Here is a 17,002-nt window from a genome sequence, read left to right as displayed (position 1 = left end):
CGCGAGGGCGGCTAGGCCAGCCCTCCCCTTTCCGCTACTTCTTGAGCGGGCCAAAGCAGACCAGACTGCGGCGATACTGCATAGTGACGTTGATCGTGGTCGGGCCATTGCCCACGGTCGCCCGTGCATCGCGGCCCTTGGGCTGGCCCCAGCACAGTTTGGGATCACCCGGAAAAGCGACGCCATCCACCGACAGGCCGAGCTTGCGGTTGGAATCGCGGTCATGCAGCAGGCTCAGCGTGTAGGTGCCCGCGCTCGGCGCGCGGATGCAGAGCACGACCGGGCCGCTGGCCGGCACCTTCATCTCGGCGCGACGAAAGGGTTTGCCCGCCATGAGCAGGACATTATCGTCGGCGAGGAAATCCTCGTCGCTATTGGGATAGAGCTCGACGCGAACCAGACCCTGACGGTCCTTCAACCCGTTGATGTTGATCATATAGGCCGGGCCGCTTTCATTCGCGCGGCAGCGCCCTTCGGCCATCCCCAGCGTGGGGCTGGACGGGATATATTGCGGCGATCCTGCGGCCGCCGCCGCGGCAAGCAACACACTCAGTGTCATCAGCACTCATTCTCCTGCACCGGGCAGACCCCGCACCGCATGGCGCGCGATCCGCACTGGTCAAACTACCATAAGCCCGGCTCAAAGCCGGCACCGACAAGGGCGCGAAGGCCCGTTGCGACAAGCTGAAAGCCTATCTGCATGACATCATCCGGCTCGGCAATGCCTGACTGGCACGGACAGTTACAGCGTCAGCGCGTCCGTGAACCGTTACAATGCCGCGCTGACCTGAAAGATCCATGGCATGATGCGCCTGAACACAGGATGGATCGGCCGTTGCGTGCCCCTTGAGGGGAGCGGCTACCGGATGCTGCGCTTGATGGTCAGATATGCGACCAGGTGGCTCTCGCGATGACGCAGTTCGCGCTCATAGGGCATCAGCGAGCGCCGGTCCGGATCGTAGAAGTCGCGCACGCGCCGCTTGCCGCCATCCAGCAGGTTTTCGCTGCCGAGCGTCACCGTCCAACGGGAATTCGGGCGATATTCGACAAAGGCGGCGACATTGGGCGCGATTCCTCGGTTGAAGTCCACCTCGTCGATCCGATAGCTGTCCGACCCGCTATTGCCGGTCATGCTCGTGCCCCAGGCGAAGCGGCCCAGATCCTGCCGGAAGCGCGCCTCGTAGTAGAAGGGCGCATAGCCGGAAAAGGGGCGATAGCGCAGCGTGTACGGATCCCGCACGGACGTATCGATGTAGGAGCCATAAAGGGTGAGCCGCCCGCCTTTGACGCCCAGCCGGGAGAGCGGCAGATCGATATTGGCCGCCGCGCTGAACTGGGTGCCGTCCCCCAGATTGCCCGGCGCATCGAACCCCTCCGGCGTCGGCACGCGGTCCTGAACCTTTGCGATGAAATCATAGCCCAGATCGAGCGTGATGCGCCCGTCACCCGGCAAGGCGCGATCAACGCTCAGCTTGAACTCCCAGGCCCGTTGCGGGAGGAGATCGGGATTGCCACCGTTCACCCGGTCCGCCGAAAGCTCCGCGGCGCTGACGAAATCCTCGAAATCGAGCTGCGCCACGGTCCGTTCGGCGCTGATCTGGCTGTGCCAGGCGCCGTCACGCCAATCCAGCGCGACCTTGGGCTTGACGAAGTCGAGGGTCCGACGGGCGCTGACATCGCCCCTTACGCTGAGGCGCGAGCGTTCATAGGCAAGGCCCAAATCGATCCGCAGCCGGGATGACAGCGGCCGGCCCGCATTGGCGAAGGCCTCGCCGCGATCCTCGGTCACCACCGCGTTGCTGACAGGCAGATCATAAACCGTGACCGCTCCATCGGGATCGACGGAAAACAGATCCACTTGGCCATCCAGCCGGGTGCGGACGCCCTCCACGCCTGTCTCGACCGTCCAGCCGGAGAATGCCGTGCCGCTCCAGCTCACGCGCGCCAGCGTCTCGTCCCGCCAGTCATGCTGGTTCTGAAAGAGGCCGCCCAGATCGTCTCCTGCCAGACTGGCCTCGGTCGCCTGATCGCGCAGGCTGCGATATCGCCGGGAGGCCAGACCGAGCAGCTTGATGCCACCAGAACCGAGAGGCCGGGTGATGTCGCCGCTCACTTCCATGGTGCGGGTAAACCAACGCTGCACAAGGGCGTCGTTGCGCTCGGATCCGTCAGCAGATTGCACAAAGCTGCTTTGCGTCAGGTCATCATAATTGAGGTTGAGACTGGCGCTGAGATTGACCGTGCGATGCTCCCCCTCGTTCAGCGTCCACCGCACAGAGCCGGAGGGCTGGGGATTGCGGAAGCGGCTGAACTTCTCGCGATATTCCTGCTCGGTGCCGCCGGGCAGCGTGACCAGCTGGTCGAACCCCTCCTCCGATGTCGCAGCATTTTTTACGGCGAGTGCGACGTTGAAGGTCGATGCGCCCCGATTCCACAGCGCGGAGATGCTTCCTTCCGGAAGGATCGCGCCGCGATATTCCCGGCGCAAGGTCGTCTCGACAGTCGCCGCAAGCCCGCCCTCCTGCGACAGCACAACATTGGCTACCAGCGCGCGGCCGGCATAGTCCGTCCCGAACCGATCGCCCGAGGCAAGTTCGATGCGGACGACGCGGGCAGCGGGAATGCGCGAGAGCAGCGTGCCGAGCGTCTCGCTCTTGGCATTGGGCCGTCGGCCATTGATCACGACATTGCCTGCCGCCTGCCGAAAACCGCGAATCTCGGCATCGCCCTCGTCCAGCGTGAAGCCGGGCACCAGGGAGATCATCTCCAGCGCATTGCTGGGTGCGGAGGGGCTAAAAAAAGCGGCCTCGTAAACGGAGCCGCGCGATTGGTCTGCAGGCTGCCCCTGTGCCGGCGCTGGCAAGGCTGCACCGGCCAGACACGCATATCCAAAGATCAGCCACTTGCGGCGTGACAAACCAGATCCCCCAAGGCGATACCCACACCGGCTCTCGGGAAGCCGACCGGCCTGCTCGCTCCCACAGGCCAAGTCCCTCATTATGGTTAACAATTCCTCATGTCATGGCCCGAAGATGCATCTTGCCAAGAAAGCATGAAGGATGTGGCAATCAGATCATAGCATGCTAAGCAATTTGCGGGTTAAGCGGCAAGGCCCAGTTCTTTATCGGTCGCGGGGCGGCCCCATTTGTCTCGGGGAGGCATGGGGCGGTTGCGCCAGTCGAAATCCGGGGAGAAGCTGGAAATGGCGCGCCCTTCGGGTATGCGACCGTTGCCGCCGCCCTGGCTATAATCATAATAGAGCTTGATCAGCTCTTCATGACTGCGGTGCTGGGCGGCCGGATGCGCGACGCAGGCCGCGCGCCAGCGCAACACCCGGTCGAACTGGGCGGGCACCTCATAATCTTCGTAATATTCGAGGAACCACAGCCGTTTGAACATCGGCGTGAAGGCGACCTCCGCCCAGCCGAAGCGATCCTCGAACAGAAAGTCGACGCCCGTGGCGTAGCGGCGCAGGAACGCATCCACCTTGCCAAACTCCGCGTCCACAGCCGCGCGCATTTCCTCACGCTTGTCGGCATCGCGGTTGAGGATCATGCGGTAACCCGCGCCCGAGAACGGGCCGGACAGCTCCGCCAGCATTCCCTCGACGGCGTGGTGGAACGGATCGGGATGCGCGACGGCAGGCTGCGGGTATCGCTGCTCAAGATAGCGCAAGATGACCATGCTCTCCTTGAGGCTCTCGCCATTCTCTACATCGAGCAGCGGCAGCGCCGTGGTGCCGCCGCTCTTGGCCAGCAGCCAGTCCGGGCGCGGCTTGGAGATGTCGATCTCGACATCCTTCAGCGCCACGCCCTTGAGCGCCATCATGATCTCGATGCGCTCCGAGAAGGGGCAACCGGGAATGTGGTAGATGGTGAGATCCTGCGTCATTGCCCAGTCCGCCTTCTTATCCTTGATGTATGACCGCCGCCCGGTTCAGGCGGCGGGCTGCGGCTTGGCCTTGAGCAGATCCTCGCTCTTGGCCTTCTCGAACATCGCCTTGATCGCCGGACGCTCGTTGATGCGCGCTAGCCAGGCGCACAGGCCGGGCGTCTTCTGCTCGTTCACATAGTCGCCGAAGAAGCCACCGGGACGCTGGAGGCCATTGGCAATGGCGAAGTTGCAGATGTCTGCGAGGCTAAAGCCGCTGTCGACCAGATAGTCCTGCTTGGAGAGCGTCTCCTCCAGCCGCTGGACCGACACGCCGACCTTGCGGAACTCCTCGTCCAGCATCTCCTGCGGGAAGCCGTTCCGGGCGCGGCGCCACTTCACCTGCTGCTCGGGAATGGTCACCTTGTTGGTGACGTGGTCCTCGAACTCTTCGTCAGTCATCTTCTGAGCGATCGCCTTGATGCCGAATGCCCAGCCGATGGTGGAAACGCACCAGCAGAAATACTCGTCCACCCACTTGGTCCACACGCGCATTTCCGCGCGCTTGAACGGATCGGCGGGGCGCAATGACGTGCCGGCATCCGGAAACACGTCTTCGAGATATTCGCAGATCACGGTGGATTCGGTGACGACCTGGCCATCATGCCAGAGCGCCGGCACCTGGCCGCGCGGATTGATCTTCTTGAACCAGTCCGAATGCTGCTCGAACTTGGCCGGGTCCACGAAGACCGGCTCGAATTCGAGGCCCTTCTCATAGAGCGTCGCGAGCGGCTTGAGCGAATTGGCGCCGGGGCCAAAGCTGTACAATTTGAGGGTCATGTCTCTCTCCGATAGTTCTTAGCGCGACCATGGCTCCGCATGGCGCCCCAGCGCAATTCGATCGCGCAATGCGATTATTCGCCCTTCTTGCCGTCGGCGAAGACGCGCGTGCGGTCGCGACCCCAGTTGATCAACGCCTCGGTGCGCAGACGCGCGCCCTCCGGGTCGCTCTCGATCGGCGCGACGGACTCGATGATCGCCTGGAAATGCTTCTCCAGCCCTTCGCGCACTTCCGGATAGGGGATGATGTAGAGCGCGTTTTCCTGAATGCCCTTCATGATCGCCTCACCCAGCTTCTCGGGATCAAGCCCGTGCTGGTGGATCGAGTGCAGGGAGGCGATGGAATCGTCATTCTCGACATAGCCGCTCGCCCCGAACTTCTCAGGACGGAGGCGGCTCGCCTCGGCGATGTTGGAGCGGATATTGGCCGGCGTGCAGACCGAGACGCCAATATCATACTGCGCCAGACCCTGCCGGTAGCCTTCCATCAGGTTGATGCTGGCCGCCTTCGCCGCCGAATATGGGCCGGCCAGCGCGCTGCCCATGAACCCGCCGAGCGAGGACACTGTCACGATATGCCCCGGCACACCCGCCGCGATCATGCGCGGGACGAAGGTGACCATGCCATTGATGACGCCGCCCAGGTTGACGCCGACAATCCAGTCAAAGTCATCATAGGTCGTCTTCTCGATCGGCCCGAAGCTGTTGACGCCAGCGGTGTTCGACAGGATCGTCGGCGCGCGGCCGAAAACGGATTCGACCTCGTCCGCAGCCTTCGCATAGGCGTCGCGGTCCATGATATCGAGCTTGATGCCGTGGGCGCGGACGCCCTCTGCCCGCAGCTTCTCAAGGGCGGCGTCGATGGCTTCCGCGCGCACATCCGCAATGACAATCTCAGCGCCCGCCCGTCCGAACACGGTTGCCTGACCGAAGCCGGCACCCGAAGCGCCACCGGTGATGAAAGCCAGTTGGCCCTTTAAATCCTTCATGCAATCCACTCCTCGCTCCGGTCATCCGACGGGAGACTGACCTGTTATGCCCCTCAGGGTGTTCCGTGCTGCTGCGCCAGGCCGCTGGCCCTTCGCTTTGCGCGGAATGATTCCCCATTCCCCGCCCGGTTTTCACTCAATGCCGGACAATGTCAACAATGAGTCGGCGCTGCGCGCGGTCGACGAGGAGCGTGAAGCGGCGACCGTTCGGCAAGTCCGCCTCGTAGCGGACAAAGCCGGTCTCGGCCGATTCCCAGCCGGAAACGCTCATATCCGCCCCATCCGCCCGGAACCAGCGGCCGGGCTCAGGAAATGTCGCGAACGCATCGAGATCCGCCGCGCGCGCGGCGGAGAGCGCACAGGCAAAGGCCTCCAGTGAGGTATCGCGATCATGCCAGGCAACCCAGGAGAGCGGATTATCCTGCGCATAAGCGTTGTTGTTGCCCTGCTGGGTGCGGCCAAATTCATCGCCGGCCGTCAGCATGATCGTCCCGGACGAGGCAAAGAGCGTCGCGAGCAAGGCCCGCAGATCGTCCCCGCGCGCCGCGATCACGTCCGGGTCGTCGCTCGGTCCCTCGACACCGTGGTTCCAGCTGAAATTCTCGCCATGTCCGTCGCGATTATGCTCACCATTGGCGAGATTGTGACGATGGACATAGGCCACGGTATCGGCGAGCGTGAAGCCGTCATGAGACGCCAAAAAATTGACGCTCCGGCTCGGCTTGCCGAAGATGTCCGCCGATCCGGCGAGACGCGTGACGAAGGCGCCGATCCCGCCATCGCCGCGCCAGAAGCGGCGCACATCGTCGCGATAGCGGTCGTTCCATTCCAGCCAACTCTCAGGAAAGCGGCCGAGTTGATAACCGTCCGCGCCAATATCCCATGGCTCTGCGATCAGGACCCGATCCGCCAGCCAGGGATCGCGCGCGATCTCATCGAAGATTGGCGCCTGCGGATCGAACGCCGGGCCGCGCGCCAGAATCGGCGCGAGATCGAAGCGGAAGCCATCCACGCCCGCCTCACGCACGAAGCGTCGGAGCGTCTCCAGCGTGAGCGCCCGCACGGCAGGCTGGGTAAAATCAAGCGTGTTACCGGTGCCGGCGACATTGACGAGGTCGCCATCGGCCTCCAGCGCATAATAGCTCCGCTCGCCCAGCCCGCGCATCGACAGGGTCGGCCCGATCCGGTCGCTCTCGCCGGTGTGGTTGAACACAAGGTCGAGAATGACGCCGATGCCGGCCTCGTGCAGGCACGCCACCGTTTCGCGCAGTTCCGCCATGCCACCGGGGCACAGTCGGGGATCGAGGGCCATGGGCGCGATCGGGTTGTAACCCCAGGCATTGGCCAACCCACGTGCGACCAGATGCCTCTCATCGATCCAGGCGACGATCGGCATCAGTTCGACCGCCCCGACATGCAGCTTCTGGAGATGTGCGATGACCGCCGGGTGTGCGAGCGCCGCCACCGTGCCCCGCAGCGCCGGCGGTACGTCCGGATGCAGCATGGTGAAACCGCGTACGTTCAACTCGTAGATCAGGGCGCCCTGGCGGATGTGCGGCGGCGCCGGCGGGAGATCGGCCAGCGGCGCAGTGACGATGCTGCGCGGTACGAGTGGCGCCGTCTCTACGCCGCGCTCGGCAAGCTGGGGATCAAAGACAAAAGGCCGATCGATCGCGCTCGCCCAGGGATCGACCAACAGCTTGGCGGGATCGAAGCACAGCCCCTGCTCCGGCGCCCATGGGCCGTCGGCGCGAAAGCCATAACGCTGGCCGGCAGCAACCCCGGCAATCTGCGCCTGCCAGACATCGCCCTGTTGGGCCATGGCATGGCGATGCTCGCACTCGTCATCGCCGAACAGGCACAGGGTTACAGCGGTGGCGTCGGGCGCCCAGACGGAGAATGTCGCGCCCTCGCGGGTGAGGTGAACGCCGTACATTCAGGCCCTGGACGCCTGCAAAGCAAAGGCGCGCCGCCTCATGTCACGACATCCGGGGCTGTGCGGCCCGTGTGGCGCGCGATACCGGCGATCGCTTCCGCCGCTGCGATCAGCTCCGCCAGCATCGCAGGCGTCTCTTCATCCAGCGCGCCGCCCACGGGTTCGTAACGCTCCAGATAGACGCGCAGCGTCGCGCCTTCCGTGCCTGTGCCGGAGAGACGGAACACCACGCGCGAACCGCCCTCGAACAGCACGCGCAGGCCCTGATTGGCACTGACAGAGCCATCGACCGGGTCGGCGTAAGAGAAGCTGTCCGCCGCTGCGACGGTGAGCGCGCCGAAGCGCGCACCGGGCAGCGCGGGGAGCGCCGCCGTAAGCGCTTCGATGAGCGCATTGGCCTTCTCCGTCTCGATGCCCTCATAATCGTGCCGCGCATAATAATTGCGGCCAAAGCGCGCCCAATGATCGTGGGCCAGAGCATCGACGCTGATCTTGCGCTCGGCAAGGATGTTGAGCCAGAGCAGCACGGCCCACACCCCGTCCTTCTCGCGAACATGGTCGCTGCCCGTGCCGGCGCTTTCCTCGCCGCAGATCGTCGCCATGCCGGCATCCAGCAGATTGCCGAAGAATTTCCAGCCGGTCGGCGTCTCGAAGCTCGGGATGCCGAGCGCTTCCGCCACGCGATCCGCCGCCGCGCTGGTCGGCATGGAGCGGGCAATGCCCTTGAGGCCGCCGCGATAGCCCTTGGCGAGATGGGCGTTAGCCGCCAGCATCGCCAGCGAATCCGACGGCGTGACGAAGCGCCCCTTGCCGATGATCAGGTTACGGTCGCCATCGCCGTCAGACGCCGCGCCGAAATCGGGGGCGTCCGCGCTCATCATCAGATCGTACAGCACCTTGGCGTGGACGAGATTGGGGTCCGGGTGATGATGGCCAAAGTCCTCGAGCGGCGTCCCATTGCGGACGGTGCCGGGCGCAAAGCCCAGGCGTCGCTCGAAAATCTCGGTCGCATAAGGGCCAGTGACCGCGCTCATCGCATCGAAGGCGAGCGTGAAGCCGCCAGCGGCCATGGCGCGGATGGCGGCGAAGTCGAACAGCTCCTCCATGAGATCAGCATAATCGGCCACAGGATCGACCACCTCGACCGCCATGCCGCCGACCGTGACGGTGCCCAGCGCATCGAGATCGATGTCGCCGGCTTCCACCATCTGCCACTGGGTGATGGTCTGCGTACGCGCGTAGATTGCCTCGGTCACTTTCTCCGGCGCCGGCCCGCCGTTGGAGACGTTATACTTGATCCCGAAATCCTCGTCCGGCCCGCCGGGATTATGACTGGCGGAGAGGATGAGCCCGCCCAGCGCGCCGTATTTGCGGATGAGGTGGCTGGCGGCGGGCGTCGAGAGGATGCCGCCCTGCCCCACCATCACCTTCGCAAAGCCATTGGCGGCGGCCATGCGGATCGTCTGCTGGATGACCGTGCGGTTATGATAGCGCCCGTCCCCACCAACGACGAGCAGCGCGCCATCCTTGCCATCAATCGCATCGAAGACCGACTGGACGAAATTCTCGGCATAATTGGCCTGCTGGAACACCCGCACCTTCTTGCGCAGGCCGGATGTGCCGGGCTTCTGGCCTTCGAACGGCGTAGTGGGGACGCGCATGATCGTCATCTCTGCTCCTTGAGTTGCCGGTAGAGCGCAGCATAAGCAGCGCCGCTCCGTCCCCAGCTATTGTCCGTTTTCATCCCCGCCTGCTGGATCTGTTGCCAGCGCGCTCCCGCCCCATAAAGGCGGATCGTGCGGCTGATCGCGGTTGCGAGGCCCTGATAATCGACCGGCGAGAACAGCACGCCGGTGGCCGCGCCCGCGTTCATCGCGGCCTCATTGGCGTCGATCACCGTATCGCCAAGCCCGCCCGTCCGCGCGACGACCGGCACGCAGCCATAAGCCAAGCCGTAAAGCTGCGTGAGACCGCAGGGCTCGAACCGGGAGGGAATGAGAATGGCATCGCCCCCGCCCTGCATCAGATGAGCGAGCGGCTCGTCATAGCCAATGCGAATGCCGACGCGACCGGGGTGGCGGCCGGCGGCGGCATGGAGTCCGGCCTCGATCGCCGCGTCGCCGCTGCCCAGCACCGCGAGCCTGCCGCCCAGGCCGACAAGATGATCAATCACCTCGAGCAGCACGTCCATGCCCTTCTGCCAGGTGAGCCGCGTGATGACGACGAGCAGCGGCCCATCGCCGCTCTCCAAGCCGAAGGCGGCCTCGACCGCCCGCTTGTTGGCCACGCGAGCGGAGAGGTCGTCCGCCGTGAATGGCGCGGCCAGCGCTGCATCCTTGGCCGGATTCCACTCGGCGGCATCGATGCCGTTGACGATGCCATGCATGCGGTCCTGCCGGCCGACGACCAGTCCCTCCAGCCCCATGCCGAATTCGGGCCGCCGGATTTCCTCGGCATAGCCGGGACTCACGGTGGTGATCGCATCGGCGAGGACCAGCCCCGCCTTCAGCATCCCCACGCCTCCATGATATTCCACGCCCTCGATCGACCATGCGACAGGCGGCAGGTCCAGCCGGGCAAAGAAAGCTGCGTCGAACCAGCCCTGGAATGCCATGTTGTGGATGGTCATCACGCTGGCGGGTCTTGTTGCCTGATCTCCGGAATAGACCAGATAGGCCGGCGCGAGCCCGGCCTGCCAATCATGCGCGTGGAGCACATCGAACGGCTTGAGCCCTGCGCGCCCGGCGGCGAGATCGGCTGCGGCCTTGGCGAAGGCGGCGAAACGCAGGCCGTTGTCCAGCCAGTCCCGCCCCATGGCATCGGCATAAGGTCCGCCGTCGCGCTCGAAAAAGCCGGGCGCATCGAGCACCAGCAGCGGGCGCCCCTCATGCTTGGCAGCGAGAATGCGCGCCGGCGTGCCGAGCAGCGAGTCATAGCGGAAGACGGTGCGCTTGCGCGGCAGGGCCTTCAGGACCGAGGGGTAGCCGGGCAGAAAGCGCGTCATCGCCACGCCATGGGGCGCCACCGCCGCCGGCAGGGCCCCGGCCACATCGGCAAGGCCGCCGGTCTTGATGAGCGGCCAGCATTCGGACGCGGCGGAGAGGACGGAAAGCTCTGTCATGTTCGTAACAACCCGATGGACGGCGACGTGCCTTAAGGCAAAGGATGAAAAATCCGGTTCGACACGCGCAAGTGCTGCGCGCGGCCCTAGACGCTAGTCCAGCCGGTCGATCATCGCCTTGGTGATCAGACAGATGCCGCTTTCCGTGCGGCGAAACCGCTGCCCGTCCAGGCCCGGATCTTCGCCGACGACCAGACCTTCCGGAATGCGGACGCCGCTATCGATGATGCACCGCTTGAGCCGCGCACCGCGACCGATGTTGCAATAAGGCAGGATCACCGCCTCCTTGACGCTGGCGAAGCTGCCCATCTTCACGCCGGTGAACAGCAGGCTGCGATGCGCCTCGGCGCCCGAGACGATACAATCCTGCGAGATGAGCGAACTCACCGCCATGCCCCGGCGGCCTTCCTCATCATGCACGAACTTGGCGGGCGCGGCGATGATCTGGTCGGTCCAGATCGGCCAGTCGCGATCGTACATGTTGAGCTTGGGCACCACGTCGGTCAGGTCGATATTGGCTTCCCAATACGCATCGAGCGTACCGACATCCCGCCAATATTCCTCGATCTGCTCGGCAGCGCGGATCGCGCTGGATGAAAACAGATGGGCGACGGCTTTGCCGTGCTTGACGATATAGGGGATGATGTCTCCGCCGAAATCGCGCTTGCTCTCCGGATCGTCGGCATCGCGGCGCAGTTGCTCGAAGAGAAATTCGGTCGTGAAGACATAGATGCCCATCGAGGCGAGCGCGACATCCGGCTTGCCGGGCATGGCTGGCGGGTCGGCGGGCTTCTCGAGGAAGCTGGTGATCTGGCCCTTATCATCGACATGCATGACGCCAAAGGCCGTCGCCTGCATGCGCGGGACTTCCAGGCAGCCCACGGTCACATCGGCATTTTCCTGCACATGCTGCTGGAGCATGAGCTCATAATCCATCTTGTAGATGTGATCGCCGGCCAGAATGACGATATATTTGGGCGCGTGGCTGGCGATGATGTCGATGTTCTGGAACACCGCGTCCGCTGTACCCTCATACCAGTGAAACTCGTCGATGCGCTGCGAGGCGGGCAGAATGTCGAAGCTCTCGTTGCGCTCGGGGCGCAGGAAGTTCCAGGCGCGCTGCATGTGGCGGATGAGCGAGTGGGCCTTGTACTGCGTCGCCACCCCGATGCGCCTGATGCCGCTGTTGATCGCATTGGAGAGCGCGAAATCGATGATGCGGGACATGCCGCCGAAATAGACCGCAGGCTTTGCGCGATTGTCGGTCAGTTCCATCAGGCGGCTGCCGCGCCCGCCGGCCAAGACATAAGCCATCGCATCGCGTGCCAGAGGTTGTTTGCGGCCTTCTCTTTGTGTCACCTGTTCCCACTCCTTCCTCTGGCGCGCCATTATGACGGCGGACGCCTCAATCTTCTCCGTGCAGCATGATCGTGGCGAGCGGCGGCAAGGTCATCCTCGCCACGCCTTTCTCGGCCTGCACCGCACCCAAATTACCGACACCGCTGCCCCCATAGATCGCGGCATCGGTGTTCATCGCCTCCTGCCAGATGCCGTCATGGGGCAGCGGCACGCGATAATCATAATGCACCACGGGCGTCATGTTCGCGATCACCGCGACAGGCGCCTCACCGGGCGCCTTGCGGACCCAGGCGAACACCGAATTCTCGCGATCGTCGACGATCAGCCATTCAAAGCCCTCACCCTCGCAATCGCGCTGATACAGCGCGGGAAGAGAGCGGTACAAACCGTTGAGATCACGAATGAGTGTCCGGATGCCGGCATGGGCAGGCGCGTCCAGCAGCTCCCAGTCGAGCGCGCGCGCTTCGCTCCACTCGCGACGCTGGGCGAACTCCTGCCCCATGAACAGCAGCTTCTTGCCGGGATAGCCCCACATGAAGGCATAATAAGCGCGCAGATTGGCGAATTTCTGCCAATCATCGCCGGCCATCTTGTTGAGCAGCGAGCCCTTGCCGTGGACCACCTCGTCATGGCTGAGCGGCAGCACGAAATTCTCGGTATAGGCGTAGGTCAGCCCGAAGGTGATCTCATCGTGATGGTACCGCCGGTGGATCGGATCACGCGCCATGTAACTGAGCGTATCGTTCATGAAGCCCATGTTCCACTTGAACCCGAAACCCAGCCCATTGTCATGCACGGGATGCGTGACGCCCGGCCATGTGGTGGATTCCTCGGCAATCGTCATGACGCCGGGATGGGCACCGTAGATCGCCTTGTTCATGGTCTGGAGGAAGGCTGCGGCCTCCCAGTTCTCGCGCCCGCCCTCCGCGTTGGGCACCCACGCGCCCGGCTCGCGGCTATAGTCGCGGTGGAGCATGGAGGCGACGGCATCGACCCGCAACCCGTCGACATGATAGCGCTCGGCCCAGAACAGCGCATTGTTGACGAGGAAGCTCGCCACCTCGCGCCGGCCGAAATTGTAGATCGCGGTGTTCCAGTCCGGATGGAAGCCCTGGCGCGGGTCTTCATGCTCATAAAGTGCCGTGCCATCGAAGCGGGCCAGCCCGTGGGCATCGGTCGGGAAATGCGCGGGCACCCAGTCGAGCAGCACGCCAAGGCCGGCGCGGTGGGCGCCATCGACAAAGCGGGCAAAGCCGGCCGGATCACCGAAGCGGGCCGACGGCGCATAAAGGCCGGTGGTCTGGTAGCCCCAGCTCGGGTCATAGGGATGTTCGGAGACCGGTAGGAACTCGATGTGCGTGAAGCCCATGTCCGCGACGTAGGGGATCAGTTCCTCGGCCATCCGGTCCCATGACAGGAACCACCCATCCTCGTCCCGTCGCCAAGACCCGGGATGAACCTCGTAAATGCTCACCGGTACGCGGCGCGGATCGACCGAGGCCCAATGCGCGCGGTGGGCGGCATCGCCCCAGTCAGGCTTGGCTGGAGAGAAGGTCATCGACGCAGTTTTCGGCCGAAGTTCGGAGGCGAAGGCGAACGGATCGGCCTTGAGCGGCTGGACCGTGCCGTCCGGCCCGACGATCAAATATTTATACGCCTCCCACGCCCCGAGGCCGGGCATGAAGATTTCCCACACGCCATTGTCGCTGCGACGGCGCATCACATGGCGTTGGCCGTTCCAATCGTTGAAGTCGCCGACCAGCGCCACGCGCTGTGCGTTTGGCGCCCAGACGGCAAAGTGAACGCCACTGGCGCCTTCATGTTCAATGAGATGCGCGCCGAGCTTGTCGAACAATCGGAAGTGCGTGCCTTCCCCGATCAGCAGATCGTCGAGCGGCCCCAGGACCGGCCCGAAGCTATACGGGTCCGTGATTGTCCACTCGGCCCCCTGCCCCTTCGCACGATAGCGCAAGGGCTGACGCGGTCCCGACACGGCGCCTTCGAACAGACCGCGCGCATCAACGCGCTCCAGCGTGCCCAGCCGCGTGCCCGCCAGATCATAGGCGTCCACCTGCTCGGCACCCGGAATGACCGCGCGCACGAATATGCCCGTCGGCCCTTCGTGCGGCCCGAGCAGCGAAAAGGGGTCGGCATGCGTGCCAGCCAGCAAGGCTTCAAGGGCCGCTTTGGGCGGCTTCACATAACTCCCCAGATGTCTTTGGCATATTCCGCGATGGTGCGGTCTGAGGAGAACCATCCAACGTTCGCAATGTTCCGCAGCGCTGCACTTTGCCAACCGGCCGGGTTCGACCAGCGGGCATCGACAGCGCGCTGGGCCTGGCTGTAGCTCTCGAAATCGGCGGCGACCATGAACCAGTCATGGTCATAAAGCCCGCCGATCAGCTCGACATAGCGGTTGGGGTCGTCCGGTGAGAAGACGCCCGAGGCAATCGCTGACACCGCCTGCTGCAACTCGCGCGACTCCTCGATGATCTGGCGCGGATTATACCCATTGGCCCGCTGGTGCGCGACTTCATCCGCCGTCAGACCGAAAATGACGATATTGTCATCGCCTACCCGATCCTTGATCTCGATATTGGCGCCATCGAGCGTGCCGATGGTCAGCGCGCCATTGAGCGCAAACTTCATGTTGCCGGTGCCCGATGCCTCCATGCCGGCGGTGGAAATCTGCTCGGAGAGGTCGGCCGCCGGGATGATCTTCTCGGCGAGGCTCACATTGTAATTCGGCACGAAAACGACCTTGAGCAGCCCGCCCACCGAGGGGTCGCTGTTGATCCGCCGGGCAATGTCATTGGCCAGTTTGATGATGAGCTTTGCATTATGGTAGCTCGGCGCTGCCTTGCCGCCGAAAATCTTGACGCGCGGCACCCAGTCGATCTCCGGATGGCTGCGGATCTGGTCGTAGAGCGCCACCGTCTCGATGAGATTGAGGAGCTGGCGCTTATATTCGTGGATGCGCTTGATCTGCACGTCGAACAGCGCGGAGGGATCGAGGCGGATACCCATATGCTCGCGCAGATGCTGCGTCAGCGCCTCCTTGTTAGCGCGCTTGATGGCGCCCAGCCGCTCGCCGAGCGCCGCGTCATCAGCGAACCGGTTCAGCTCGTGGAGCTTCTCGGCATCGTCCATGAACCCGTCGCCGATCGTCTCGCGAATGAGCGCAGTGAGGCCGGGATTGCACTCCAGCAGCCAGCGCCGCGGGGTCACGCCATTGGTCTTGTTATTGATCCGGTCCGGGTAGAGCCGGTGCAGATCGGCAAAGACGGTCTGCTTCATCAGCTCGGTATGCAGTGCCGCGACGCCATTGACGCTATGCGCGCCAGCAAAGGCGAGATTGGCCATGCGCACGCGGCGTTCGCCATTTTCGTCGATCACGGAAATGGCGGAGATGGCAGCATTATCGAGCTGCTTACTGGCCCGCGCCTCACGCAGCACCAGCGCATTGATGGCATAGACGATCTGCATATGCCGGGGCAGCATCCGCTCGAACAGCGGCAGCGGCCAGCTCTCCAGCGCCTCGGGCAGCAGGGTGTGGTTGGTATAGCCGAAGGTGGCGCGCGTGATGGTCCATGCCTCAGCCAGTTCCAGCCCGTGATCGTCCATCAGCAGGCGCATCAGTTCCGCGACGGACACCGCAGGATGGGTATCGTTGAGCTGGATGGCGACCTTTTCCGGCAAGGTGCGGATATCGCCATGATATTGCATGTGCCGCCGCACGATGTCCTGAATGGAGGCCGACGAGAAGAAATACTCCTGCCGCAGCCGCAACTCCTGCCCCGCCTGCGTCGAATCCGCGGGATAGAGCACGCGCACAAGGCTCTCGGCGCGCACCTGTTCGGCTAGCGCGCCGGCATGATCGCCGGCATTGAAGGCATCGAGCCGCAGAGGATCGACGGGGAAGGCGTTCCAAAGCCGCAGCGTGTTGACGCGACGTCCGCGCCAGCCGACCACGGGCGTGTCGACCGCCATGGCGATGACCTTCTCGGCCGGATGCCATTCGACGCGACCGTCGACATCACCGACGACCTCGCCGCCGAAGCCCACGCGATAGGCGCTCTCCCGCCGCTCGAACTCCCAAGGATTGCCGTGGGCCAGCCAGTTTTCCGGCAGCTCGACCTGCCAGCCATCATCGATGCGCTGGCGGAACATACCGTTCACATAGCGGATGCCATAGCCATAAGCGGGGATGTCCAGCGTGGCGAGGCTCTCCATGAAGCAGGCAGCGAGACGCCCGAGGCCGCCGTTGCCCAGCGCGGCGTCCGGCTCGATCTCCACGATCTCATCGAGATCGACACCATGTTCCGCCAGCGCCGCACGCACCTCCTCGACCACGCCGAGATTGCTCAGCGCGTCGCGCAACAGTCGCCCGATCAGGAACTCGAGGCTGAGATAATAGACTCTCTTCGCACCTGCAGCATGAGCCGCCTTGGATGATTCCATCCACCGCTCGATGATCTCGTCACGGAGGGTATAGATCGTCGCGGCAAGCCAGTCGTGCGGCAGCGCAGCTTGACTATCCTTGCCAATCCGGTGGACCAGCGCGTCGACAATCCGCATCTGAAGCGCCTTGTCCGACCTGCTGTCTCTGCTCGCCATTACCCCTGCCCCTTTTCGATTCATGCCGCGTCGCGGAATCACCCATCGATAACACAGACGCACGCATGCGCCAGCCTTGCTTTCAATGCTTTTCCTCGAACCCCCGGGTCAGTGCAGAGCCCAAATTTCGATTGAATCTTAGTAGTTGCTGTCTGCATTTATTTGAATAGCATTCATTTGAAGCTGACCTTTCGAGTCGGCGACGCAGACGGGGAGGATATGGCTGCGCGGCACAGGTTCGCGCAGGCAGATGGCGTTCGCTCATTCGAT

Annotated in this window: 11 protein-coding genes; all 11 read right to left on the bottom strand. The window is 63.9% G+C overall.

Annotated elements, in window-relative coordinates; translation table 11 throughout:
• Positions 1 to 34: 34 nt before the first annotated feature.
• A complete protein-coding gene (locus M2334_RS06060) occupies positions 35 to 559 on the bottom strand; it encodes a DUF2141 domain-containing protein (protein ID WP_181560162.1) in 525 nt (174 codons plus the stop codon).
• A 300-nt stretch (positions 560 to 859) separates the two neighbouring features.
• Positions 860 to 2,764: a TonB-dependent receptor gene (locus tag M2334_RS06055; protein ID WP_264594183.1), complete on the bottom strand. Its 1,905-nt coding sequence runs from the start codon at positions 2,762 to 2,764 to the stop codon at positions 860 to 862.
• Between the two features lie 335 nt (positions 2,765 to 3,099).
• Positions 3,100 to 3,891 carry a glutathione S-transferase family protein gene (locus M2334_RS06050; protein ID WP_264593194.1) on the bottom strand — a complete coding sequence of 264 codons (792 nt, stop codon included), beginning with the start codon at positions 3,889 to 3,891 and terminating at the stop codon, positions 3,100 to 3,102.
• A gap of 45 nt (positions 3,892 to 3,936) precedes the next feature.
• Positions 3,937 to 4,710 (bottom strand): glutathione S-transferase family protein, encoded by a 774-nt coding sequence (locus M2334_RS06045; RefSeq protein WP_264573239.1) that lies wholly within the window; start codon positions 4,708 to 4,710, stop codon positions 3,937 to 3,939.
• 74 nt (positions 4,711 to 4,784) lie between these two features.
• Positions 4,785 to 5,699, bottom strand: coding sequence for an SDR family NAD(P)-dependent oxidoreductase (locus M2334_RS06040; protein WP_264605003.1), 915 nt, complete (start codon positions 5,697 to 5,699; stop codon positions 4,785 to 4,787).
• Between the two features lie 136 nt (positions 5,700 to 5,835).
• A complete protein-coding gene (gene glgX, locus M2334_RS06035) occupies positions 5,836 to 7,635 on the bottom strand; it encodes a glycogen debranching protein GlgX (protein ID WP_264594182.1) in 1,800 nt (599 codons plus the stop codon).
• Between the two features lie 38 nt (positions 7,636 to 7,673).
• Entirely contained in the window at positions 7,674 to 9,305 is a 1,632-nt protein-coding gene (locus M2334_RS06030; RefSeq protein WP_264594181.1) for an alpha-D-glucose phosphate-specific phosphoglucomutase, read from the bottom strand.
• Positions 9,302 to 10,756, bottom strand: coding sequence for a glycogen synthase GlgA (gene glgA / locus M2334_RS06025; protein ID WP_264605002.1), 1,455 nt, complete (start codon positions 10,754 to 10,756; stop codon positions 9,302 to 9,304). The genes M2334_RS06030 and glgA overlap by 4 nt, the downstream gene beginning before the upstream one ends.
• A 93-nt stretch (positions 10,757 to 10,849) precedes the next feature.
• Positions 10,850 to 12,115, bottom strand: a complete 1,266-nt coding sequence (glgC, locus tag M2334_RS06020) for a glucose-1-phosphate adenylyltransferase (RefSeq protein WP_264570843.1) — start codon at positions 12,113 to 12,115, stop codon at positions 10,850 to 10,852.
• A gap of 46 nt (positions 12,116 to 12,161) precedes the next feature.
• Positions 12,162 to 14,315 carry a 1,4-alpha-glucan branching protein GlgB gene (glgB, locus tag M2334_RS06015; RefSeq protein ID WP_264605000.1) on the bottom strand — a complete coding sequence of 718 codons (2,154 nt, stop codon included), beginning with the start codon at positions 14,313 to 14,315 and terminating at the stop codon, positions 12,162 to 12,164.
• Positions 14,312 to 16,732: a glycogen/starch/alpha-glucan phosphorylase gene (locus M2334_RS06010; protein ID WP_264604999.1), complete on the bottom strand. Its 2,421-nt coding sequence runs from the start codon at positions 16,730 to 16,732 to the stop codon at positions 14,312 to 14,314. Before M2334_RS06010 ends, glgB begins: the two co-directional genes overlap by 4 nt.
• Positions 16,733 to 17,002 lie beyond the last annotated feature (270 nt).

Source organism: Sphingobium sp. B11D3D (genome assembly GCF_025961755.1).
Lineage (GTDB): Bacteria > Pseudomonadota > Alphaproteobacteria > Sphingomonadales > Sphingomonadaceae > Sphingobium.
Note: the sequence above shows the minus strand (reverse complement) of the source record. Positions and strands in the feature narration are given on the sequence as shown.

Coding starts and splice junctions, on each gene's coding strand:
- M2334_RS06055 (WP_264594183.1), bottom strand. CDS start 2,764: ATGATCTCCCTGGTGCCCGGCTTCACGCTGGACGAGGGCGATGCCGAG.
- M2334_RS06030 (WP_264594181.1), bottom strand. CDS start 9,305: ATGACGATCATGCGCGTCCCCACTACGCCGTTCGAAGGCCAGAAGCCC.
- glgA (WP_264605002.1), bottom strand. CDS start 10,756: ATGACAGAGCTTTCCGTCCTCTCCGCCGCGTCCGAATGCTGGCCGCTC.
- M2334_RS06060 (WP_181560162.1), bottom strand. CDS start 559: ATGACACTGAGTGTGTTGCTTGCCGCGGCGGCGGCCGCAGGATCGCCG.
- M2334_RS06050 (WP_264593194.1), bottom strand. CDS start 3,891: ATGACGCAGGATCTCACCATCTACCACATTCCCGGTTGCCCCTTCTCG.
- M2334_RS06045 (WP_264573239.1), bottom strand. CDS start 4,710: ATGACCCTCAAATTGTACAGCTTTGGCCCCGGCGCCAATTCGCTCAAG.
- M2334_RS06010 (WP_264604999.1), bottom strand. CDS start 16,732: ATGGCGAGCAGAGACAGCAGGTCGGACAAGGCGCTTCAGATGCGGATT.
- glgX (WP_264594182.1), bottom strand. CDS start 7,635: ATGTACGGCGTTCACCTCACCCGCGAGGGCGCGACATTCTCCGTCTGG.
- M2334_RS06040 (WP_264605003.1), bottom strand. CDS start 5,699: ATGAAGGATTTAAAGGGCCAACTGGCTTTCATCACCGGTGGCGCTTCG.